This is a genomic window from Sphingomonas sp. P4_G3, from assembly GCF_056401105.1.
In genome coordinates, this window is the sequence record NZ_JBFUJZ010000007.1 from 1 (window position 1) to 21,857 (window position 21,857).

Annotated in this window: 25 protein-coding genes; 15 read left to right on the top strand and 10 right to left on the bottom strand. The window is 64.5% G+C overall.

Annotated elements, in window-relative coordinates:
• Positions 1 to 171: 171 nt before the first annotated feature.
• The 8 genes from arsC to aroQ all read right to left on the bottom strand — a co-directional run bounded on the left by arsC (position 172) and on the right by aroQ (position 6,054).
• Positions 172 to 510: an arsenate reductase (glutaredoxin) gene (gene arsC / locus AC1DQQ_RS16405; RefSeq protein ID WP_478028850.1), complete on the bottom strand. Its 339-nt coding sequence runs from the start codon at positions 508 to 510 to the stop codon at positions 172 to 174.
• Complete coding sequence (locus tag AC1DQQ_RS16410) at positions 507 to 1,733, bottom strand: MFS transporter (RefSeq protein ID WP_478045833.1); 1,227 nt, start codon at positions 1,731 to 1,733, stop codon at positions 507 to 509. The genes arsC and AC1DQQ_RS16410 overlap by 4 nt, the downstream gene beginning before the upstream one ends.
• A gap of 26 nt (positions 1,734 to 1,759) precedes the next feature.
• Positions 1,760 to 2,422, bottom strand: coding sequence for a hypothetical protein (locus AC1DQQ_RS16415; RefSeq protein ID WP_478028852.1), 663 nt, complete (start codon positions 2,420 to 2,422; stop codon positions 1,760 to 1,762).
• 176 nt (positions 2,423 to 2,598) lie between these two features.
• On the bottom strand, positions 2,599 to 3,108 hold the full coding sequence (locus AC1DQQ_RS16420; RefSeq protein ID WP_478045835.1) for a hypothetical protein: 510 nt from the start codon (positions 3,106 to 3,108) through the stop codon (positions 2,599 to 2,601).
• Between the two features lie 36 nt (positions 3,109 to 3,144).
• Positions 3,145 to 3,624 carry a hypothetical protein gene (locus tag AC1DQQ_RS16425; protein ID WP_478045837.1) on the bottom strand — a complete coding sequence of 160 codons (480 nt, stop codon included), beginning with the start codon at positions 3,622 to 3,624 and terminating at the stop codon, positions 3,145 to 3,147.
• On the bottom strand, positions 3,621 to 4,973 hold the full coding sequence (gene accC, locus AC1DQQ_RS16430; RefSeq protein ID WP_478028855.1) for an acetyl-CoA carboxylase biotin carboxylase subunit: 1,353 nt from the start codon (positions 4,971 to 4,973) through the stop codon (positions 3,621 to 3,623). Before accC ends, AC1DQQ_RS16425 begins: the two co-directional genes overlap by 4 nt.
• Positions 4,974 to 5,088: 115 nt before the next feature.
• Positions 5,089 to 5,571 carry an acetyl-CoA carboxylase biotin carboxyl carrier protein gene (accB, locus tag AC1DQQ_RS16435; RefSeq protein ID WP_478045838.1) on the bottom strand — a complete coding sequence of 161 codons (483 nt, stop codon included), beginning with the start codon at positions 5,569 to 5,571 and terminating at the stop codon, positions 5,089 to 5,091.
• Between the two features lie 48 nt (positions 5,572 to 5,619).
• Entirely contained in the window at positions 5,620 to 6,054 is a 435-nt protein-coding gene (gene aroQ / locus AC1DQQ_RS16440; RefSeq protein WP_478028857.1) for a type II 3-dehydroquinate dehydratase, read from the bottom strand.
• A gap of 63 nt (positions 6,055 to 6,117) precedes the next feature.
• Between aroQ and thiS the strand changes: the two genes are divergently transcribed.
• The 3 genes from thiS to AC1DQQ_RS16455 all read left to right on the top strand — a co-directional run bounded on the left by thiS (position 6,118) and on the right by AC1DQQ_RS16455 (position 8,225).
• On the top strand, positions 6,118 to 7,122 hold the full coding sequence (gene thiS / locus AC1DQQ_RS16445; protein WP_478045979.1) for a sulfur carrier protein ThiS: 1,005 nt from the start codon (positions 6,118 to 6,120) through the stop codon (positions 7,120 to 7,122).
• A 14-nt stretch (positions 7,123 to 7,136) separates the two neighbouring features.
• A complete protein-coding gene (locus AC1DQQ_RS16450; RefSeq protein ID WP_478045840.1) occupies positions 7,137 to 7,931 on the top strand; it encodes an alpha/beta hydrolase in 795 nt (264 codons plus the stop codon).
• 90 nt (positions 7,932 to 8,021) lie between these two features.
• Positions 8,022 to 8,225: a CsbD family protein gene (locus tag AC1DQQ_RS16455; protein WP_478042124.1), complete on the top strand. Its 204-nt coding sequence runs from the start codon at positions 8,022 to 8,024 to the stop codon at positions 8,223 to 8,225.
• Positions 8,226 to 8,532: 307 nt separating this feature from the next.
• On the opposite strand, the gene AC1DQQ_RS16460 is transcribed toward AC1DQQ_RS16455, so the two are convergent.
• Positions 8,533 to 9,438, bottom strand: coding sequence for an AraC family transcriptional regulator (locus AC1DQQ_RS16460; RefSeq protein ID WP_478045842.1), 906 nt, complete (start codon positions 9,436 to 9,438; stop codon positions 8,533 to 8,535).
• Positions 9,439 to 9,626: 188 nt separating this feature from the next.
• Between AC1DQQ_RS16460 and AC1DQQ_RS16465 the strand changes: the two genes are divergently transcribed.
• The 6 genes from AC1DQQ_RS16465 to AC1DQQ_RS16490 all read left to right on the top strand — a co-directional run bounded on the left by AC1DQQ_RS16465 (position 9,627) and on the right by AC1DQQ_RS16490 (position 15,125).
• Positions 9,627 to 10,592: an SDR family NAD(P)-dependent oxidoreductase gene (locus tag AC1DQQ_RS16465; protein ID WP_478045844.1), complete on the top strand. Its 966-nt coding sequence runs from the start codon at positions 9,627 to 9,629 to the stop codon at positions 10,590 to 10,592.
• Positions 10,593 to 10,942: 350 nt separating this feature from the next.
• Positions 10,943 to 11,860 carry an SMP-30/gluconolactonase/LRE family protein gene (locus tag AC1DQQ_RS16470; RefSeq protein WP_478045981.1) on the top strand — a complete coding sequence of 306 codons (918 nt, stop codon included), beginning with the start codon at positions 10,943 to 10,945 and terminating at the stop codon, positions 11,858 to 11,860.
• A gap of 5 nt (positions 11,861 to 11,865) precedes the next feature.
• Positions 11,866 to 12,606, top strand: a complete 741-nt coding sequence (locus AC1DQQ_RS16475) for a glutathione S-transferase family protein (RefSeq protein WP_478045845.1) — start codon at positions 11,866 to 11,868, stop codon at positions 12,604 to 12,606.
• A gap of 14 nt (positions 12,607 to 12,620) precedes the next feature.
• Positions 12,621 to 13,718: a DUF2855 family protein gene (locus tag AC1DQQ_RS16480; protein WP_478045846.1), complete on the top strand. Its 1,098-nt coding sequence runs from the start codon at positions 12,621 to 12,623 to the stop codon at positions 13,716 to 13,718.
• Positions 13,715 to 14,371: an HAD-IA family hydrolase gene (locus AC1DQQ_RS16485; protein WP_478028865.1), complete on the top strand. Its 657-nt coding sequence runs from the start codon at positions 13,715 to 13,717 to the stop codon at positions 14,369 to 14,371. Before AC1DQQ_RS16480 ends, AC1DQQ_RS16485 begins: the two co-directional genes overlap by 4 nt.
• 55 nt (positions 14,372 to 14,426) lie before the next feature.
• On the top strand, positions 14,427 to 15,125 hold the full coding sequence (locus tag AC1DQQ_RS16490; RefSeq protein ID WP_478045847.1) for a VIT1/CCC1 transporter family protein: 699 nt from the start codon (positions 14,427 to 14,429) through the stop codon (positions 15,123 to 15,125).
• An 83-nt stretch (positions 15,126 to 15,208) separates the two neighbouring features.
• On the opposite strand, the gene AC1DQQ_RS16495 is transcribed toward AC1DQQ_RS16490, so the two are convergent.
• On the bottom strand, positions 15,209 to 15,805 hold the full coding sequence (locus tag AC1DQQ_RS16495) for an outer membrane protein (RefSeq protein WP_478028867.1): 597 nt from the start codon (positions 15,803 to 15,805) through the stop codon (positions 15,209 to 15,211).
• Positions 15,806 to 16,024: 219 nt separating this feature from the next.
• Here AC1DQQ_RS16495 and AC1DQQ_RS16500 point away from each other — a divergent pair, with 219 nt between their 5' ends.
• The 6 genes from AC1DQQ_RS16500 to leuC all read left to right on the top strand — a co-directional run bounded on the left by AC1DQQ_RS16500 (position 16,025) and on the right by leuC (position 21,752).
• A complete protein-coding gene (locus tag AC1DQQ_RS16500; protein WP_478028868.1) occupies positions 16,025 to 16,735 on the top strand; it encodes a CoA transferase subunit A in 711 nt (236 codons plus the stop codon).
• Positions 16,732 to 17,916: an HAD family acid phosphatase gene (locus tag AC1DQQ_RS16505; protein WP_478045849.1), complete on the top strand. Its 1,185-nt coding sequence runs from the start codon at positions 16,732 to 16,734 to the stop codon at positions 17,914 to 17,916. The genes AC1DQQ_RS16500 and AC1DQQ_RS16505 overlap by 4 nt, the downstream gene beginning before the upstream one ends.
• A gap of 4 nt (positions 17,917 to 17,920) precedes the next feature.
• Positions 17,921 to 18,244: a DUF5076 domain-containing protein gene (locus AC1DQQ_RS16510; RefSeq protein ID WP_478042133.1), complete on the top strand. Its 324-nt coding sequence runs from the start codon at positions 17,921 to 17,923 to the stop codon at positions 18,242 to 18,244.
• Positions 18,244 to 18,906, top strand: coding sequence for a CoA transferase subunit B (locus AC1DQQ_RS16515; protein ID WP_478045851.1), 663 nt, complete (start codon positions 18,244 to 18,246; stop codon positions 18,904 to 18,906). The genes AC1DQQ_RS16510 and AC1DQQ_RS16515 overlap by 1 nt, the downstream gene beginning before the upstream one ends.
• Before the next feature lie 63 nt (positions 18,907 to 18,969).
• On the top strand, positions 18,970 to 19,917 hold the full coding sequence (locus AC1DQQ_RS16520; RefSeq protein WP_478045852.1) for an NAD-dependent epimerase/dehydratase family protein: 948 nt from the start codon (positions 18,970 to 18,972) through the stop codon (positions 19,915 to 19,917).
• Between the two features lie 395 nt (positions 19,918 to 20,312).
• Positions 20,313 to 21,752, top strand: coding sequence for a 3-isopropylmalate dehydratase large subunit (gene leuC, locus AC1DQQ_RS16525; RefSeq protein WP_478028873.1), 1,440 nt, complete (start codon positions 20,313 to 20,315; stop codon positions 21,750 to 21,752).
• Positions 21,753 to 21,857 lie beyond the last annotated feature (105 nt).

Consider the following 21,857-nt stretch of genomic DNA (forward strand, 5'->3'; position numbering starts at 1 on the left):
GGGTTGAGCATGCCCCGCATGCTCAAGGATCGTCCGGGGGACGATCCGACCCGATGTTGGTCTCACGCGGTGACGCGATACCGCTTGAGATCCCAGCTTTCGCTGGGATGACGAGTTTTGGAAATGGGTCGCTTTAAGAACAACGGCTTATTTTGGTTCTCGACCTAGTGATCAGAGGATCTCGCGCACCTTTTCGGGTGGCCGGCCCAACCGGACGCCCTTGGGCGTCTCGACCAGCGGACGTTCGATCAGGATTGGATTGGCGGCCATCGCATCGAGGATCGCGTCGTCATCGGCCTGTTTCAGCGCCTTGGCGCCATCCTCGCTCTTGCGCAGTCCTTCGCGCGGGGTCAGCCCGGCCGCGGCGTAGAGCGCGGCCAGTTCGTCGCGCGATGGCGGGTTTTTGAGATATTCGACAATCTCGACCTGAACGCCGGGTGTCCCTTCCAGGATCGCCAGCGTCTCGCGCGACTTCGAACAGCGCGGATTGTGCCAGATCGTCGCCTTCAATTCGTCTTCTCCGTCAGGAAATCCACATCGGTGCGCTCGGGCCCGATCGCGGTCCACACCACCAATACGACCACGGTGATGCCTGCGACGATCGCCATGGCCAAGCCGAAATTGCCGCCATGGCTCTCCGCGATCGACGCCTGGATCGGACCATTGCGCGACGCGATCAGATTGCCCAGCTGATAAGCGAAGCCGGGGAACATGCCCCGCACCAATGAGGGCGACAGCTCATTGAGATGCACCGGCACGATCCCCCAGGCGCCCTGGACGGCAACCTGGATCAGAAAGGCTCCCAGACCCAGCATGACCGGCGTGCTGGCGAACGCCCATAACGGAATGATCGGGATAGCGAGCAGACTGGCGATGATGATCGCGCGCTTGCGCCCGATATGTTCGGACCAGATGCCGAAGGAGATTCCGCCTACGATCGCGCCGACATTGCCGATCATCGCGAGCAGGCCGATCGTCTTGGTGTCGAAGTGATGCTGCTCCTTGAGGAACGTCGGATACAGGTCCTGCGTGCCGTGGCTGAAGAAGTTGAACGCCGTCATCAGGATGACGAGATAGAGCGCGATCTTCCAGTTCCTGACCAGTTCGCCGATCGGATTTGCCGGCCGTTCGTGACGACGTTTCTCGAATGCCGGGCTCTCCTCGACGTGCATCCGGATCAGGAAGACCAGGATCGCCGGCGCGATCCCGACCATGAACAGGCCGCGCCAGCCAAGCGCGTCGAACAACAGGAAATAGATCAGGCTGGCGAGGAAATAGCCTGAGGGATAGCCCGATTGCAGCAGGCCGGAGACGGGCCCGCGCAGCTTGATCGGGATCGATTCCATCACCAGGCTGGCGCCGATTCCCCATTCGCCGCCCATGCAGAAGCCGAACAGGGTCCGGATCACGAACAGGCTGGTCAGCGACCAGGCGAAGGCCGAAGCGAACGAGAAGAGCGAGAATAACAGGATCACGATCATCATGATCGGCCGCCGTCCCCAGCGGTCGGCCATCCAGCCGAAGGCGAACGCGCCGAACGGCCGCGCGGCGAGCGTCAGGAAGGTCGCTTCCGACACCGTCTTGATGTCGGTGCCATATTCCTTGGCGATCGCCGAGAGCATGAAGACGAGCAGGAAGAAGTCGAACGCGTCGAGCGTCCAGCCGAGATAGCTTGCCCAGATCGAATGGACTTGCTTGCGCTGCAATCCCTTGAGCTCTGCGACCAACGACATCCGGTTCTCCCCGATTTGGGAAGGGGCTACGCCAAACGCCGCGTCCGCGCCACCCACCAGGCGAGCATGGCGAGCACAGCATAAGCGAACAGCCCGAGCCAGCCGGTTGAAGCGGGGGCAGGGCCCGCTTCACTCGGCTGCGGCGTGGTCCAGTTGACCGCCTGGAGCACCGCCATGCCGATGGCGAGGGCCCAGGGCGACCATTTGCCCATTGCGCCGATCGCCCGCGTCCGGCTGACGAAGAACCACAATCCCCCGAACGCGAAGACGAGCTCCAGCGGGATTTCGATCCAGGGATGGTTCCACAAGCCGAGGCCGAGTTTGGGCGCGCTTCCTGCCAGCGTGAGGTCGGGGCGATGGACCAGCAGATCGATCAGCCAGTGCGACACCACCACCGCGCCACCGATCAGGCCCGCGGTCCAGCTACCGCGCAGCGCTTTCACCGCAACCGCGAACAGCACGCCCCAGCCGATCGCTCCGGCCAGACTGTGCGTCCAGGGCATGTCGTACAGGTCCATGCCGTTCATCACGGTCGCGCCGGGCAGCATCCGCATCTTTTCGACGCCCAGGATCAGGAAGCTGAAAAAGGCGATGTCGACCAGTTGCGCGGCGACGAACAGCGCGCCGAGCCGCGGCGATTTGGGCGATGTCGCGGCCGCGAAGGCCGGCGCGTAGTGACCGATGAACATATGAGTCCCCCCTCCGCGATTTAAGCCCTCTCCCGCTTGCGGGGAGAGGGTTTGGGTGAGGGTCTTCTTTCTTCTTTTTCAGTCTCTTCCACTTGGAAGAAGAAAGAAGACCCTCACCCTCCCACCGCTTCGCGGCGGGCCCCTCCCTCTCCCGCATGCGGGAGAGGGTTTAGGCTTCAGTCGGTCTTGCCCGATTTCCAGGCGTCGATCGCGCCCTTATATTCGCTCGACCCTTTGAGCCGCGCCATATAGCTGATCGGCCGTTTCGATGAGAGCGGGATCAAGTCGAATCCGCTGAGCGAACCGCGCGCGCCGCAATAGGATTGGCAACTGCCGTCGCCGTCGTCGAGCAACAGGCTCTTGCCCTTGGTCGTGATGGTCAGATGACAGGTCGGTCCGCCGTCATAGCTCGGCTGCTTCTCACTATAGACGAGCTTGCCGCCGGCCGCCTTGGCGACACCGGCGATCGAGCAGCTATGGCCGTTGTAGAAAGCGAGCTCGGCGCGAAAAAAGGCGTGGCCCGCGTCGACCGGAACGATCTCGACCACGTCGTCGGACCAGAATTTCGACCCGTCGACCATCCCGTTCTGGAAATGCTTCGAATAGCGTCCGGCCAGCGAGGTGACGGGGGAGACGGGCGCCGCGGCGATCACCGCGAGCGTTAAGATGACGATGGCTTTCTTCATCGCTCAATTCTCCCCGTTGAGAATCGGCGTTGCCCGTCAATAGCCCAGATCGGGAACGCCGGTCGGTTGGCACATCATCGAAAAGGTCATGCGCAGGGTGCGATGGTCCGGACGTTCCATCGCCACCATCATGTCGACATGGTTCGCCGCCCGGTCGTACCGAAAGCTCTGCGAGCCCGTGAGAGCTCCCATCGCGAACTTGCCGGTGTCCGCGACGATCAGCGTGTCGGAAAAAGCCGAATAACAGGCGGCGTCGCGCGACACGCACATGTCCTCCAGCTTCGCCGGCGGACCGGTTAGGAGGTGCGCGACGCGGCGGGCCTCCTCGTCGATCACGAAGACCTGGTCGGCCTTCTGGGTCTCGGTCCTAGGGAGGCCGCCGAGCGCGCGCTCGTCTATATTGAGCGTGCCGGCGCAGGCGATTGCGAAGCGCTTCGCCTCTGCGGCTGCCGGGGCGAGCGCTGCGGCCAGCGCCCACGAGATCAGCAATGCGGCAGCCCCCCGGCGCTTCATCATGCTCCCTGCCTGTCCAACCACTCCTCGAGCCACTTGATCGTGTACTGCCCCTGCAGGAACTCAGGATCCTCGATCAGTGCCTGGTGCAGCGGGATGGTGGTCTTCATCCCCTCGATCACGAATTCCTCGAGCGCGCGGCGCAAGCGGCGGATCGCGCCCTGACGGGTCGTGCCATAGACGATCAGCTTGGCGATCATCGAATCGTAATAAGGCGGCACGCGATAGCCGGCATAGAGCCCGCTATCGACGCGGACGTTCATGCCCCCAGGCGCGTGATATTGCTTCACCAGGCCCGGCGAGGGCGCGAAGGTTCGCGGATCCTCGGCGTTGATGCGGCATTCGATCGCGTGGCCGCGAAACTGCACGTCTTCCTGGCGCAGTGTCAGGCCATGGCCCTCCGCAACGCGAATCTGTTCGCGGACCAGGTCGAGGCCAGTGATTGCCTCGGTCACCGGATGCTCGACCTGCAGGCGGGTGTTCATCTCGATGAAGTAGAACTCGCCGTCTTCCCACAGGAATTCGATCGTGCCCGCGCCGCGATAGGCCATGTCGGCCATCGCTTTGGCGACGATCCCGCCCATCCGCTCGCGCTCTTCGGGCGTGATGACCGGGGAGGGCGCTTCCTCCAGCACCTTCTGGTGGCGGCGCTGCAGCGAGCAATCGCGCTCGCCGAGATGGATGGCATTGCCATTGCCGTCGCCGAACACCTGGAATTCGATGTGGCGCGGATTGCCGAGATACTTTTCGAGATAGACGGTGGCGTCGCCGAACGCGGCCTTGGCCTCGCTCCCAGCCTGCTGCATCTGGGTTTCGAGCTCTTCGGGCGAATTGACGACCTTCATGCCGCGCCCGCCGCCACCCGATGCGGCCTTGATGATCACCGGATAGCCCGCCGCCTCGGCGATCTTCTTGGCTTCCGTGATATCGCTGATCGCGCCGTCCGAGCCGGGCACCAGCGGCAGGCCGAGCGCGCCGGCGGTGCGCTTCGCCTCGATCTTGTCGCCCATCGTGCGGATATGCTCGGGCTTGGGCCCGACGAAGATGATGCCGTGCGCCTCGACGATCTCGGCGAAACGCGCATTCTCGCTCAGAAAGCCATAGCCGGGGTGGATCGCATCAGCATGGCTGATCTCGGCCGCCGAGATGATGTTGGGGATGTTGAGGTACGATTCGGTCGCCGAGGGCGGACCGATACAGATCGCCTCGTCGGCCAGCCGCACGTGCATCGCGTCCGAATCGGCGGTCGAATGCACCGCGACCGTCTTGATCCCCATTTCATGGCAGGCGCGGTGGATGCGTAGCGCGATCTCGCCGCGATTGGCGATCAGCAGTTTCTTGATTTCGGGCATCGGTCGTTTTCCTAGGCGGTGCCGGCCCGCTCCCCCACCCGGCCTCCCAACGGCAGCATCATATGGGGGGCCGGGTGGGGGAGCGGGCCGGAGCGGCACATCGGCAAGAAACTTCTTACTCGACCACGACGAGCGCCTGGTCGAACTCGACCGGCTGGCCGTTTTCGATCAGGATCGCCGATACCGTGCCGGCGGCCGTCGCGATGATCGGATTCATCACCTTCATCGCTTCGATGATCACCAATGTGTCGCCCGCGGCGACCTTCTGCCCCACCGCAATGAACGGCTTCGCTTCGGGGTTCGCCGCCAGATAGACGGTGCCGACCATCGGCGACTTGACCGCGTTGGCGCTGATTGCAGCGGGTGCCGGATCGGCAGCCGCTACGGGAGCACCCCCCGGCGCAGCGGGAGCCGCAACGGCCGCCGGTGCCGCATAGTTCATCGCCGGCGCGGCATGCACCTGACGCGCGACGCGGATGCGGCGGTCGTTATCCTCGACCTCGATCTCGGTAAGATTGGTTTCGTCGAGCAGAGACGCGAGCTGGCGGACCAGCTCGACATCGACTCGCATGCCCCCGTCATTGTTATTGTCTGCCATTCGACCCTTCTTCGCCCTGTTGAGGCTGACTCAAAGGCGCGCCCTCTGTCAGAGTCGGGCGGCGGCTTCAAGCGCAAGCATATACGAAAGTGCGCCGAACCCGGAAACGGTTCCGCGCGCGGCACGGCCGACAAAGCTCTGGTGGCGGAATTCTTCGCGCGTCAGCGGGTTCGACAAATGCACCTCGATCACCGGCACTTTGATGCCCTTGATCGCGTCGTACAGCGCCACGCTGGTATGCGTCAGCGCGCCGGCATTGAGCAGGATCGCCTTCACGTCCGATCCCTGCGCCTCGTGCATCCAGGTGATCAGATGCCCTTCGTGATTCGACTGGCGCATGTCGATCTCGAGATTGAGTTCCCTCGCGCGCTCTTCCAGTCTCGCCGCGATGTCGTCGAGCGTATCGGCCCCATAGATTTCCGGCTCGCGCGTCCCGAGCAGATTGAGGTTGGGGCCGTTCAGCACCAGGATCGTTTCGGTCACCCTTGCCCTTTCGGTTGTGGCGCTATCGGTCGCGTCCCTATATCGCGATTTGCCATGAATACCATGCACACCGACGGAACCGTCTCGATCCGCGTCAATGGCGAGCATCGCCGCGTCTTTGCCGGGCTCACGCTCGCCCAACTTGCCGAGGAGCTTGGACTCCTCGCCGAGAAGGTTGCGGTCGAGCGCAATCTGGAGGTCGTGCCGCGCTCGACGCTTAGCCAAGTCCTGGTCGAGGATGGCGACGAGATCGAGATCGTCCACTTTGTCGGCGGCGGCGACCATGCGTCCGCGGTGAAGGAAGATACCTGGACCGTTGCGGGCAAGACGTTCCGCTCGCGGCTGATCGTCGGTACCGGCAAATATAAGGATTTCGCGCAGAACGCCGCCGCGCTCGAAGCGTCGGGGGCGGAGATCGTCACTGTCGCAGTGCGCCGGGTCAATGTCAGCGACCCCAAGGCGCCGATGCTGACCGACTATATCGACCCGAAAAAGATCACCTACCTGCCCAACACGGCGGGCTGCTTCACTGCCGACGAAGCGATCCGCACCTTGCGGCTGGCGCGCGAGGCGGGCGGCTGGGATCTGGTCAAGCTCGAAGTGCTGGGCGAGGCGCGGACGCTCTATCCCGACATGGTCGAAACGCTTCGGGCGACCGAGATCCTCGCCAAGGAGGGCTTCAAGCCGATGGTCTATTGCGTCGACGATCCGATCGCGGCGAAGCGGCTGGAGGATGTCGGCGCGGTCGCGATCATGCCGCTGGGCGCGCCGATCGGCTCGGGCCTCGGCATCCAGAATCAGGTCACGATCCGGCTGATCGTCGAAGGCGCCAAGGTACCGGTGCTGGTCGATGCCGGGGTCGGCACCGCGTCCGATTCGGCGGTGGCAATGGAACTCGGTTGCGACGGCGTGCTGATGAACACGGCGATCGCCGAGGCCAAGGACCCGGTGATGATGGCGCGCGCGATGAAACTTGCGGTCGAGAGCGGGCGTTTGGCCTATCTCGCCGGCCGGATGGGCAAGCGGCGTTATGCCGATCCCTCCAGCCCGCTTGCCGGGTTGATCTGATCCAAGGAGGCTCGATGCGCCGTTTGCTGCCAATCACCGCGCTCGTTGCGCTCGCTGCCTGCCACTCCCAATCCAAGACCGACAATGCCGATGCGTTGATCAACGAAAGCGCAGCGGTGAAGGACCATGCGCCCCAGGCCGTGACGCTCACCGCACCCGACGGCGTGACCGTCTATGGCACTTATTATCCCTCCGGCAACGCGCGCGCGTTGATCCTGCTGTTCCATCAGGCGGGATCGTCGAAGGACGAATATGTCTCGATCGCGCCGCAGCTTCAGCGCGCCGGCTTTGCCGCTTTGGCGATCGACCAGCGCGTCGGCGGCGGCCTTTACGGCAACAACCAGACGATGGCCGGCTACAAGGACAAGGCCGATTATCTCGGCGCGCTTCCCGATCTCGAGGCGGCGCTGGCTTGGGCCAAGGACAAGGCGCAGGGCAAGCCGATCCTGCTCTGGGGATCGAGCTATTCGGCCAGCCTGGTGTTCCTGGTCGCCGCGTCGAAATCAGCGGATGGCAGCGTGAAGGGCGTGCTCGCTTTCTCGCCGGGCGAATATTTCGAGGACAAGAAGATGGTCGAACAGGCCGCGGCCAAGATCACCGTGCCGGTCTTCGTCACCTCGGCCAATACGCTGGTAGAGGAGCAGGAAGCGAAGGCGATCCTGTCGGCCACCAAGAGCACCGATCGGCAGCAATTCATTCCCAAAGCGGGCGTGCACGGGTCGTCGACCTTGATCGCCGCCAAGAATCCGGGCGGCGCCGACGATAACTGGCAAGCGGTGCTCGCCTTCCTGAAACGCGTTGCCCCTTAAGTCTTAGGAACTCCGCGTCCGTCAAACCGTTCTATTTCCGTAATTTCAACGCGCCGGCGATCCGCTGTCGCGAATGGAGAGGAACAACCGATGGGTGAGCTGACCGACAAGATCAAAGGCAATGTCAACGAGGCGGTGGGCAAGGTGAAGCAGGCGATGGCCGGCGACGCCGACGACCCCAACCGCACGCGCAAGGACGACGAATTGGCCGCCGAAGGCGCCGGCCAGGAACTGAAAGGCAAGGGCCAACAGTTCGTCGGCAAGGTGAAGGGCGCGCTGGGCGACGACATCTAGTCGCTGTCCGGCTTGCAGCGCTCACCGCGCTGACGTGGGGGCCGTGCGGTACCGCGCGGCCCCCTATTCGTGTGTCGCGACCAAAAGCCCTCTCCCGCGCGCGGGTGCACCGGGTCGGTCATGCCCCCGGCATGACCTGAACAGCGCGGGGCGCTGTTCACCCGGTGCAGGTTGGGTGAGGGTCTTCTTTCTTCTTCCCAGCAGCTATGGTCCAAGAAGAAAAAAGAAGACCCTCACCCTCCCACCGCCTCCGGCGGCGGGCCCCGCCCTCTCCCGCAGGCGGGAGAGGGGCTTCGGGCTAACTCGTTCACGCCAAGCCTGCCGCTTCCGCGAGATCCGCTACCTGCAGGCCGCGCAGCCGGTCGGCGTCGCGCGACGGCGGCGCGCCGAACATGCGGGCATATTCGCGGCTGAACTGCGAGGCGCTTTCATAGCCGACCGAATAGGCCGTGCGGCTGGCATCGTTGCTCGCGACCAGCATCCGCCGCGCCGCATGCAGCCTGAGCGTCTTTTGATATTGTAGCGGGCTCATCGCCGTCGCCGCCTTGAAGTGGCGGTGGAACGACGGGACGCTCATTCCTGCAATCTCGGCCAGCCCTTCGATCCGCATCGCCTGGTCGAAATGCGCCTGGATCCAGTGGATTGCTCGTCGCACACGCGACAATTGGCTGTCCTCGCGCGCGATCTGGCGCAGCAATCCGCCGTCTGGCCCCTGCAGCAAGCGATAGAGGATTTCGCGCTCGCGCAAAGGCGCCAGCACCGGAATGTCCTGCGGCGCGTCGAATAAGGCCAGCAATTGCGCCCAGGCGTCGAGCAAATCGGGCGTGACCGGCGTCACCGCGAAGCCGGCGGTTTGCCCTTCGGGAGAGGAAGGCATGGTCGCGAGCAGATCGGCCAAGATCGCGCGATCGATCGTCAGGCTGGCGGCGATATAGGGCTTGTCGGGCGACGCCTCGATCACACAGCCGGACACCGGCAATTCGAGCGAGGCGATGAAGGTGCATGCCGGGTCGTAGTGCAGAATGCGGTCGCCGATCATCACCTGCTTGGCGCCCTGCAGCACCAGGCAGATCATTGGTTCGTACACGGTCGGCATTGGCTTGCTCGGTTGATCGACCACCCCAATCCCGACTCGTGGGATCGCCGTGACGAATGCCACGCCTTGCGTGTGGCGCATGACGCGCCGGCTCATCTCGTCGAGTTTGTCCTGCATGATAGCGAAGGTGGTCGCGGCGACGGGAAGCGCAAGCGCTTCCGACCTGAAATCGTGCGCCGCTGATAGGATTGGGCAAGCGATCGAGACGATCGGGCTCCGCGGTGGCGACCTCCGCGCCCAAATAGGCGGCGAGGGCGCATGGCGATCGCTCCGGGCCCTCTTTCCGACATTCATGGAGAATGATGATGACGATCCAATTCGGCGAGAAATCGACTACCGAGGATGTGCTCGCTGGCGTTGATCTGACGGGCAAGCGCATCCTGGTCACCGGCGTTTCGGCCGGGCTTGGCGTGGAGACGGCGCGCGCGCTGGTCGCGCATGGCGCGGAAGTCGTCGGTGCCGCGCGCGATGTCGCCAAAGCGGAACGCGCGACGGCGGAGGTCCGCGCCGCGGCGGAAGCGGGCAAGGGCGCCTTTTCGATCGTCGAGCTCGACCTTGCCTCGCTCGCCAGCGTCCGCGCTTGTGCCGACGCGCTCAACGCCGATGGCCGCCCGTTCGACGTGATCATCGCCAATGCCGGCGTCATGGTCCCGCCGTTCGGACACACCGCCGACGGCTTCGAAACCCAGTTCGGCACCAACCATCTCGGCCATTTCGTGCTGATCAACCGCATCGCGCCGCTGCTCAAGGATGGCGGCCGGCTGGTGAATCTGTCCTCGGCCGGGCATCGCTATTCGGACGTCGACCTCGACGATCCCAATTTCGAGCACACGCCGTACGAACCGTGGATCGGCTATGGCCGGTCGAAGACCGCCAATGTCCTGTTCGCGGTCGAATTCGACCGGCGCCATCGCGATCGCGGCGTCCGCGCGACGGCGGTTCATCCGGGCGGCATCCAGACCGAGCTCAGCCGCCATATGGACGAAGGCCAGTTGGCCGCCTTGGTCGCTTCGATCAACGAAACCGCGGCCAAGGCGGGCGCACCGGCTTTCGAGCTCAAGACCATTCCGCAAGGCGCAGCCACCTCGGTCTGGGCCGCGATCGTCGCCGATCCGGCCGAAATCGGTGGGAAATATTGCGAGGATTGCCACGTCGCGGAACTACAGGAAGGCGAAGGCATCCGCGGCGGCGTGCGCGCCTACGCACTCGACGCCGATCACGCCAAGGCGCTCTGGGCGAAGAGCGAGGAACTGGTCGGCGAACGGTTCTGATTACTGCGGTGATACCCCTCTCCCGCTTGCGGGCGCATCAGGTCGGTCATGCCCCCGGCATGACCTAAACAGCGCGGGGCGCTGTTTACCTGATGCCGGAGGGGCCCGCCGCCAAAGGCGGTGGGAGGGTGAGGGTCTTCTTACTTCTTCCAAGCAGACGGGGCGAAAAAGAAGAAAGAAGAAAGAAGAAAGAAGAAAGAAGACCCTCACCCAACCCTCTCCCGCGAGCGGGAGAGGGCTAAGAGCGACGACCGCCCTCCGCCAAAACCATCTTCCTTTCGCCCGCGGGACGCGGCATGACCGTTTCGAAGACCGGGTATGAACCCGGCCATGACGAGCGGGAGTGGGGCATGGAGATCGTCGCCGACGGATTGCGGTTTCCCGAAGGCCCGGTGGCGATGGCCGATGGCAGCGTCATCCTGGTCGAGATCGCCGCCGGCCGCATCACGCGAGTCCGCCCCGACGGCTCGAAGGAGACGGTGGCCGAACCTGGCGGCGGCCCCAACGGCCTGGCGATCGGCCCTGACGGCAAGCTCTATTGCTGCAACAATGGCGGTTTCGATTATATCGACAATAAAGGCATGCTCGCGCCGCACGGCATCGCCCGCGACTATTCGGGCGGGCGGATCGAGCGGATCGACATCGCTACCGGCAGCGTGGAAATTCTCTACAAATCGGGCGATTTCGGCTGCGTGCTGCGTGGCCCCAACGATATCGTGTTCGATGGCGAAGGCGGCTTCTGGTTCACCGACCATGGCAAGGTCGATTACGACAAGCGCTGCCACGACATCGTCGGAATCTTCTACGGCAAGGTCGACGGCAGCCATCTCGAGGAAGTGATCTTCCCCAGCCAGAACCCCAACGGCGTCGGCCTGTCGCCCGACGGTAAGCGGCTTTACGCGGCGGAAACCTATACCTGCCGGCTGATGGCCTTCAACGTCATCGCCCCGGGCAAGGTCGACGGCAGCGCTGGTCCGGGCGGCCCCGGCATCCCGCTCTATCGCCCCGCCGGGTACAAATTCTTCGACTCGCTCGGAGTCGAGGAGTGCGGCAATATCTGCGTCGCGACGCTCGGCGAATGCGGCATTTCGGTGATTTCGCCCGGCGGCGATTTGGTCGAGTTCGTCGCCACCGACGACATCTTCACCACTAACATTTGTTGGGGCGGGGACGACATGATGGACGCTTATATCTGCCTGTCGGGGACCGGGCGCCTGGCCAAGCTCCGCTGGCCGCGCCCGGGCCTCAAGCTCAACTATAACGGATGAGCAGCATGATCCGCATCATCGGCAACCACGTCTCCCCTTATGCGCGCAAGGTCTTTCTGGCGCTCGACCATAAGGGCATCGACTATGAGATCGACCCGATCGTGCCGTTTTTCGGCGGCGACGAATTCACCCGGCTCAATCCGCTCAGGCGCATTCCGGTGCTGATCGACGGCGATCTGGTGATCCCGGATTCGACCGTGATCTGCGAATATCTCGACGATCGTTATCCCGAGAAACCGCTCTATCCGGCCGATCCCGCCCAGCGGGCGCGGGCACGCTGGCTGGAGGAATTCGCCGATAGCCGCTTGGGCGACGTGATGATCTGGAAGCTGTTCTTCCAGCGCAACGTCAAGCCGCGCGTGTGGAAGCAGGAGACCGATGAGGATGTAGTCGCCGCCGTCATCACGCGCGATCTCCCCGAAATCATGGATTGGCTCGAGCCCCAGGCGCCCGTCGCCGGCTTCGTGTTCGACGACCTGTCGATGATCGACCTGACTTTCGCCAGCTTCTTCCGCAACGCGGCGCTGGCCGGCTGGACGCCCGACGCCGCACGCTGGCCGCGCACCGCCGCGTGGATCGACCATGTCTTTGCGACCCCGCTGTTCGCGCGATCGGTGATGGTCGAGCAGATCATGCTGACCACGCGCGGCGCCGACCAGCGCGCGGCGCTTGAGGCGGCGGGATTGCAGGTTGCGGATTCGAGCGTGCGGGGCGACATAGCGCGACGCGGACCCATGTCGGTTTGACGCAGGAGACTATCATGGGCCGCTGGCAAATCGAGATCGCGCGCGACGACATCGCGCAGGCCAATGTCGCCGATTTGCCCGACCGCGCACCTGGGCCGGGCGAAGCCGAATTCGCGATCGATCTGGTCGCGCTGACCGCCAACAACATCACTTATGCCGCCCTGGGTCAGAAGACCCCGTTCCTCGGCGCCGACGCGGGCTATTGGGACTTTTTCTCGGCGCGTGATGAGCCGGGCCGGTTGCCGGTCTGGGGGTTCGCGACGGCGACGCGATCGGCGGCCGAGGGTATCTCGGTTGGCGACCGCTTCTACGGCTATTGGCCGCTCGCCAGCCACGCGGTGCTCGCCGCCGAGCAGATCCGCGGCACCGGATTCACCGAGGTGACGCCGCGGCGCAAATCGTTGCCGGGCGCCTATAACCAATATTCGCGGCTCAAGGCGTTGGGCGATCACCGTGAGGCCGATCACGATTGGTGGCCGGTCTATCGTCCTTTGTTCCTGACCGGCTGGCTGATCGCGGATCAATTCGAGGACGAAGACGATTTCGGCGCCGGCACCGTCATCGTCAGCGGCGCTTCGAGTAAGACCGCGTTGGCCTTCGCGCACGTGATGAAGGCGCGCGGACATGGCCCGCGACTGGTCGCGCTCGCCTCGTCGCGCAGCGCCGCCTTTACCACCGATACCGGATTGTACGACCAGGTCGTCGACTATGGCGCGATCGACGCGATCGCGGCTGAAGGGAAAGTCGCGTTGGTCGACTTCGCCGGTAATCCGGCGGCGACGCGTGCGGTGCACGAACGCTTCGGCGACGCGCTGGCGGTCGACATGGTAGTCGGCATCACGCATTGGGATTCCGAACGCGGTGGCGCCCCGCTGCCGGGGCCGCGTCCGATCGGTTTCTTCGCGCCGGGCAGGATGAAGAAGCGCTCGGCGGATTGGGGCGCGCACGGCTTGCGCCGGCAAAGCGAAGATGCATGGCTGGACTTCATGCCGATCGCCAAGCGGCTGACCGCGATCGATCGCCGCTCGGGCGCCGAGGCTGCGCTTGCCGCCTATCGCGACGCAGTCGCCGGCAATGTCGATCCGCGCATTGGTCTGCTCATCGAACCATGACGCGCGATACCGTGATCTTCGACTTCGGCGGGGTGATCACCTCCTCGCCGTTCGAAGCATTCAACCGGATGGAGGCCGAACGCGGCCTGCCGCACAATCTCGTCCGTCGGATCAATTCGGCCAATCCCGACGCCAATGCCTGGGCGCTGTTCGAGCGCGCCGAGATCGACTCCGACCGGTTCGATTCGCTGTTTGCGGAAGAGGCGCGCGCATTTGGTCATGAGCTTCCGGGGAGCGATGTACTCGCATTGCTGTCCGGCGACATTCGTGCCGACATGGTTGATGCGGTCGATTGGCTGAAGGCGAACGGCTATCGCATTGGCTGCATCACCAACAACGTTCCCGCCGGCCATGGCGCCCAGATGTCCTCGACCGCGGACAAGGCCGAGGCGATCGCGGCGATCATGGCGCGGTTCGACCATGTCGTCGAAAGCTCGAAAGTCGGCATCCGCAAGCCCGATCCGGCAATCTATCGCCTGGCTTGCGACGCGCTGGGCGTGACGCCCGACCGCTGCGCCTATCTCGACGACCTCGGGATCAACTGCAAACCGGCCGCGGCGCTCGGCATGGCGGCGATCAAGGTTTCCTCCAGCGAGCAGGCCTTGGCCGATCTTGAGGTTGCGCTTGGTCTTGAAGGTGGCACGTTAAGCTAAGGGTGCTCGGAAAAGCACTTATTGTTCCGGTCCGGAAACCATCTACGGGGGACGAATGGCGATCCGACGACATCGCGAGCGGCATCTGGTCCAGCGCATCGGCTGGCTGCGCGCGGCCGTGCTCGGCGCCAATGACGGCATCCTGTCAACCGCCAGCCTGATCGTCGGCGTCGCCGCCGCCAATGCCGACCGTACCACTGTCCTGCTGACCGGGATTTCGGGGCTCGCCGCCGGTGCCTTGTCGATGGCGGCGGGGGAATATGTGTCGGTCAGCAGCCAGGCCGATACCGAGCGCGCCGACATCGCGCGCGAAACCGCGGAATTGTCCGACGAACCCGAAGCCGAGCGCCAGGAACTCGCCGCCATCTATCGCCACCGCGGGCTCGACCATGATTTGTCGCTTCAGGTCGCCGATCAGCTGATGGCGCATGATGCCCTGGGCGCGCACCTGCGCGACGAATTGGGGATCAGCGAGGATCTCGCCGCGCGGCCCGTCCAGGCTGCGTTGGCCTCGGCCGCGAGTTTCGCCACCGGCGCGATCGTCCCGGTGCTGATGACCTTGTTGTTCGGCGGCCGCTCGCTGGTCCTCGCAGTGATGGCTGTCACGCTCGTGCTCCTCGCCGCGACCGGCGCGATCGGCGCGCATGCCGGCGGCGCGAGCCAGATACGCGGTGCGATACGCGTCGTGTTCTGGGGCGCGCTCGCCATGGCCGTCACTGCCGCCATCGGCCACGTGTTCGGGACGCAGGTCTAGCAACGAAAAGGCCGCGCGAGTTTCCCCGCGCGGCCCCTGCTGTCCGTATTGGGTCTGTACTCAGACCCTGGTCGATCGTCTGATCAGAACTTCACGCCGAAGCCGACCAGGCCCTGATGGCGAGCCACATCGCTGTCCGAATAGTTGGTGTAGCGATATTCGGCCCGAACGAGCAGGTTGTTAGCCAACGGCAGTTCGACGCCGGTGCCGACGCGCCAGCCGTCCGAATTGGTGCCATCCTTGGTGGTGGTCCCGCCGGCCGTGTAGGTCGCGTTGATGCGGCCATTGGCATAGCCGCCCTTGACGTAGAGCAGCGCCTTGTTGCCGACGACCACACCGGCGCGGACGCCGGCATAGAGATCGCGGCCAGCCTTGACGCAAAGACGATCGCCCGCGGCCAAGACGTTGTTGGCGCAATCCTTGGCGGTCGAACCGTCGATTTCACCTTCGACGCCGAACACGGCCTTGCCTGCCTGATAATCGTAGCCGACGACGCCGCCATAAGAGAGGCCGGTCTCGTTACCGGCCGAGCTGGTGACATGGTCGATGCCGGTCACGGCGAGGATCTTGAAACCCTGGAATTCCTTGCCCTCGGGGGCGGAGGCGGGGGCATCCTGCGCCAGGGCAGGGGTAGCGATGGCGGCACTGGCCAACAGGGCGGACGCGATAAGGAAACGCATAAAAACTCCTGTAAAAACAAAACCGGAGGGCCTCGCGACCCCCCGGTTCGTCGCGCTTTGAACACGGTTCATGGCGGGATTGGGGCGGAAGGACCGGGCGCCCGCCGCTATTTTGCCGCACATGCGAACAGTGAGTCCGGCCCGGCCGCAAAGTCGGTGCGCGCGCTTGCTCCTTCTCGCGCCGCCATCTATTCGGCGCGCATCACCCAAGGAGTCCGCATGGCCCGTAAGCTCTATTCCGATGCCGCCTCGGCGCTCGATGGCGTATTGTTCGACGGCATGACGATTTGTGCCGGCGGGTTTGGCCTGTGCGGCATTCCCGAGCGCCTGATCGACGCGATCCGCGATGCCGGCACCAAGGACCTGACGATCGCCAGCAACAATGCCGGCGTGGATGGGGAAGGGCTCGGCAAGCTGCTTCGCACACGCCAGGTCAAGAAGATGATCTCGTCTTATGTCGGCGAGAACAAGGAATTCGAGCGTCAATATCTGGCGGGCGAACTCGAGGTCGAATTCTGCCCCCAGGGCACGCTCGCCGAACGCTGCCGCGCGGGCGGCGCCGGCATCCCCGGTTTCTACACCAAGACCGGGGTCGGCACTCAGGTCGCCGAGGGCAAGGAAGTGAAGACGTTCGACGGCGAGGACTATATCCTCGAACGCGGCATCCGCGCCGATCTGGCGATCATCAAGGGCTGGAAAGCCGACGAGGCGGGCAACCTCATTTTCCGCAAGACCGCGCGCAATTTCAACCAGCCGATGGCGACTGCCGGCAAGGTCTGCATCGCCGAAGTCGAGGAAATCGTGCCCGTTGGCAGCTTCGATCCCGATCAGGTCCATTTGCCCGGCATCTATGTGAACCGGCTGATCGTCGGCAGCCCCTACGACAAGAAGATCGAATTCCGCACCGTGCGCGAGCGGGCCGCGGCGTGAGCAAGGCGCGCTTCGCACTGCTGATGCTGCTGGTCGGCAGCACCGCGACCAGCGGATGCGTCGCCGCAGCCGTGCCGGTCCTGGCGGCGGGCGCGATCGGCAAGAAACAATTCTTCGGCAAGAAGGATGAGGATCTGCCGTCGGCGACTCCGCCCGCGGTCGCCGCCGCCGGCACGCAGGCCGTGCCGACCGGAATCCCGGCGGCCGACGCAATCCCCTCCGCCGGCCCGACCACGCCAGCGGCACCTCCGCCGCCGGCGCCGGGCACCGTGCCGCCTGGAATGCAATATCTCTACGGCTCGGGCGAAGCGTCGGCGGTGTCGATCCAGGCCTATCTTACGCTGACCGATTTCCTGGTCGCGCGCGGCGGCGATTTCGCGGTCGGCCATCCGATCTCGTCGGTCGTGCTCGCACCCGACGCGACGTTGGATGCCCCCAAATTCCTCAAATGCGGCCCCAGGCAGCGCCCCGCGGTCGTGCTCGACATCGACGAGACCGCGCTGCTGAACCTCGGGTACGAAGCCGACGACAGCCAGCGCAGCGGTGCTTATGACCAGCAACGCTGGGATCGCTGGGAAGCGAGCGGCGTGACCGCGGTCAACCCGGTCCCGGGCGTGCTCGATGCATTGCGGGCGGCGCGTGCCAGCGGCATCGAAGTGGTGTTCAACTCCAACCGCGCCTCGGCAAACGCCTCGTCAACGATCGATGCGCTCACCCTGGCTGGCCTCGGTCCCGTGGTTCACTTGCAAAATCTGTGGTTGAAGGGCGACGACGCGACCGGCGGCAGCGGCAAGGATGCCCGGCGCTGGGCGATTTCGGCCAAATATTGCGTGATCGCGATGGTCGGCGACCAGCTCGGCGATTTCACCGACTTGTTCAACACGCCCGGCATGACGCCCGCGCAACGTCGCGCGCAGACCAACTCACCCAAGCTCAGGATGCTGTGGGGGCATGGCTGGTTCGTCCTGCCGAACCCGGTCTATGGGACCGCGCTCAAGGGCGATATCGACGACGTCTTCCCCAAGGACCGGCGCTGGACCGATCCGGGCGCGCAGCCGCTCGCGCCGGTCCCCGCGACCGCGCCTGTTCCCGTTGCCGCGCCGGTGCCCGCGGTACCCGCGCCGACACCCACAGCGCCCGCGCGCCCCGACCTGTGGCGGCGTCCGCCGCCCCGTCCGTGACGATATGACCGACAAACCGATCCCGATCGACCTCGTGTCGTTCGCCGAAACGCTCGGCGACAGCCGCGAATTCCTGCGCGTCTGGGCGAAGCACGGCGGCACGTTGAGTTTCGTCAATCCGCGCCCGCTCGGTGCCGACCCGGCCTTGTTCGGTATCGCGATGGTCGATGTCATCCGCAATGCGGCGTCGACCTACGCCAAGGCGATCGGCGTGCCCGAAGATCAGGCGCTCGACCGGATCTGGATGGGCCTCGATGCCGAGCGCGGCGCGCCCACCGAAGACGATGCTCTGCCGCCCGCCGTGGTGGTTGCCAGAAAGGATGATTGATGGCCCAAGAAAACAAGGGTTGGACTCGTGACGACATGGCCGCCCGCGCCGCCAAGGAGCTGCGTGACGGTTATTACGTGAATCTGGGCATCGGCATCCCGACCCTGGTCGCGAACCATATCCCGGCCGGCGTCGAAGTGACGCTGCAGTCGGAGAACGGCATGCTCGGGATCGGCCCGTTTCCTTTCGCCGGCGAGGAAGATCCCGACCTGATCAACGCCGGCAAGCAGACGATCAGCGAGCTGCCGCAATCGGTCTATTTTTCCTCGGCTGACAGTTTCGCGATGATCCGTGGCGGGCATATCGACCTGACCGTGCTCGGCGCGATGGAAGTCGCGGAGAATGGCGACATCGCCAACTGGATGATCCCCGGGAAGATGATCAAGGGCATGGGCGGCGCGATGGACCTCGTCGCCGGCGTCAAGAAGATCATCGTCGTGATGGAACATACCAGCAAGAACGGCGATCCCAAGTTCATCCCGGCCTGCACCTTGCCGCTGACCGGCAAGAACGTGGTCGACATGATTGTCACCGATCTATGCGTGTTCCAGCGGCCCGATCACCAGTCGCCGTTCCGCCTGATCGAGCTTGCGCCCGGCGTCACCGCGGACGAGGTCGCGGCGAAGACGACAGCCAAATACGAGGTGCTGGCCACGGCGTGACGCAAGCCACACCGAGCGGCAACCGGTGTGGACGGGAAATGGCGGAGATAGAGGCCGGATAGCATGCGCGTATTGTTGACGGGATCGACCGGTTGGCTGGGCCGCCATCTCGCGCCGATGCTGCGCGCCGCCGGTCACCAGGTGGTCGGAATGGACGTCGCGCCCGGTCCCGACACGCGCGTCGTCGGCAGCGTGGCCGATCGCGCCTTGGTAGAACGCGTGATGTTCAGCCATGGGATCGAGGGAGTGATCCACGGCGCCGCGCTGCACAAGCCGGATATCGTGCGCTATCCGCGCCAGGCGTTCATTGACGTCAATGTGACCGGGACATTGAACCTGCTCGAATGCGCGATTGCCGCGGGTGCCGACCGGTTCGTCTCCACCTCGACCACGTCGCTGATGATCACCCAGGCAATCCGCGACGAGACTGCCGACGAGGCGGTGTGGCTCGACGAGAGCAGCGGACCGCTCAGCCCGCGCAACATCTATGGCGTGACCAAGCGCGCGGCCGAGGAACTGTGCCGCTTGGTGCATGCCGAGACTGGCCTGCCGATCATCATCCTGCGCACCTCGCGCTTCTTTCCCGAAGATGACGACACGCATCGCGATCTGTCGGGCGAGAATATGAAGGCCAACGAGTTCCTCAATCGCCGGCTGACGGTCGAGGATTGTGCGCAGGCGCATATCGCCGCGCTCGAACGCGCCCCGACGATCGGCTTTGCCACCTACATCGCCTCGGCGCCGACGCCGTTTTCGCGCGACGATGTCGTCGAGCTGAAACGCGATGCACGAGCCGTGATCGCGCGGCTGTTTCCCGACGCCGCCGAGCTGTTCGCGGCGCGTGGCTGGCAGCTGCCGCAACAGGTTGGGCGCGTCTACGACGCTGGCGCGATCGAACGCGGGCTGGGCTTCCGCTGCGCGACCGATTTCCCGGCGATCCTCGCGGCGCTACGCGAAAATGGTCCGATGCCGTTCCAACATGACGCGAGCTATTCATCGCCCAAAGAGTGATTTAATCTCACGATAGGAAATTGGCCCATAATGGTGGCGAAATATTATTCGCCGCTTGGACTCTTGTCGAATCGATCTAAGGTTGAATCCGACGTAATTAATTTACGCAACTCCGTAAAAGTGCGTTTTCCCGCCAAAACATCATTTGTCAGCGGAAATTATATTTCAGCTGGGAGGAGAGCGGTCATGTCTGCTTCGGACGACGCCTTGCATGCGGTCGTGACGGCGACCGTCGATCAGATGGAATCTGAACCCGAACCAGCGGAATAGTATCCGGCCCACCCCCGGGCGGCGGCGCGGCGAATCCTGTCGCGTCGCCGTTTTCTTTCATTCTGACCGGCTGACAGTTTTCCTTTGTTGCTTGCGATCGGGCGCGGAGGGAGTAAGTCGCCGTCATGACCCCCCACCCGCAGACCCTCTATGAGAAAATCTGGAACGCGCACGTCGTCGAACGCCGCGACGACGGCACGTGCCTGATCTATATCGACCGCCACCTGGTCCACGAAGTCACCAGCCCGCAAGCGTTCGAGGGGCTCCGCGCCGCCGGACGCGCGGTGCGCCGGCCCGATCTCACGCTTGCGGTTCCCGATCATAACCTGCCGACGACGCCGCGCGTCGATGCCGCCGGGCACGCGATCCCGATCGCCGATCCCGAAAGCGCCAACCAGCTCGAGACGTTGCGCCACAACGTCGCCGAATTCGGCGTACCCTATATCGACGCGCTCGCCGCGGCGCAGGGCATCGTCCATGTCGTCGGCCCCGAACAGGGCTTCACCTTGCCCGGCACGACGCTCGTCTGCGGCGACAGCCATACCTCGGCGCACGGCGCGCTCGGCGCGCTGGCGTTCGGCATCGGCACCAGCGAGGTCGAACACGTCCTCGCCACCCAGACGCTGTTGCTCCAGCAATCGAAGACGATGGAAATCCGCGTCGACGGCGAACTCGGCTTCGGCGTGTCGGCCAAGGATGTCGTGCTGGCGATCATCGGCCGGATCGGCGCGGCTGGCGGTACCGGCTATGTCATCGAATATACCGGCGACACGATCCGCAATCTGTCGATCGAGGGGCGGCTGACCGTCGCCAACATGTCGATCGAGGCTGGTGCGCGCGCCGGCCTGATCGCACCCGACGACAAGACCTTCGCCTATCTCAAGGGGCGTCCGATGGCGCCATCGGGTGAGGAATGGGACAAGGCGGTGGCCTGGTGGCGGACGCTGCCGACCGATGCCCAGGCGGTCTATGACGCGACCGTCCGCCTGTCGGCGAGCGACATCGCGCCGTCGCTGACCTGGGGCACCAGCCCCGAAGACGTGGTTCCGATCACTGGACGCGTGCCCGATCCCGACAGCTTCGCGGATCCCTCGAAGCGCGTCGCGGCGCAAAAGTCGCTCGATTACATGGGCCTGACTCCGGGCACCGCGATGCAGGACGTTGGCGTCGATCAGGTCTTCATCGGCAGCTGCACCAACAGCCGGATCGAGGATCTGCGCGCCGCAGCCTCGGTGGCGAATGGTCGCCATGTCGCCGACGGCGTCCGCGCGCTGGTCGTGCCGGGCTCCGGTCTGGTCAAGCGGCAGGCGGAAATCGAAGGGCTCGACCGCATCTTCATTTCCGCCGGATTCGAATGGCGTGAGCCCGGATGCTCGATGTGCCTGGCAATGAACCCCGATAAAGTACCGCCTGGTCAAAGATGCGCTTCCACCTCGAATCGGAATTTCGTAGGAAGGCAGGGTCCCGGGGCGCGAACACATTTATTATCCCCGGCAATGGCGGCGGCGGCGGCGGTAACGGGCCGATTGACCGACGTCCGCGAGTTGATGGGGGATCGCCAATGAAACGCGTACTCGTTCTGCTGGTCGCCGGTTCCATCCTGAGCGGTATCGCCGCTTATGCCGCGATGGCGATGCCTGCTCCTCCCGAAAAGCCAAGTGAAAAGCCCA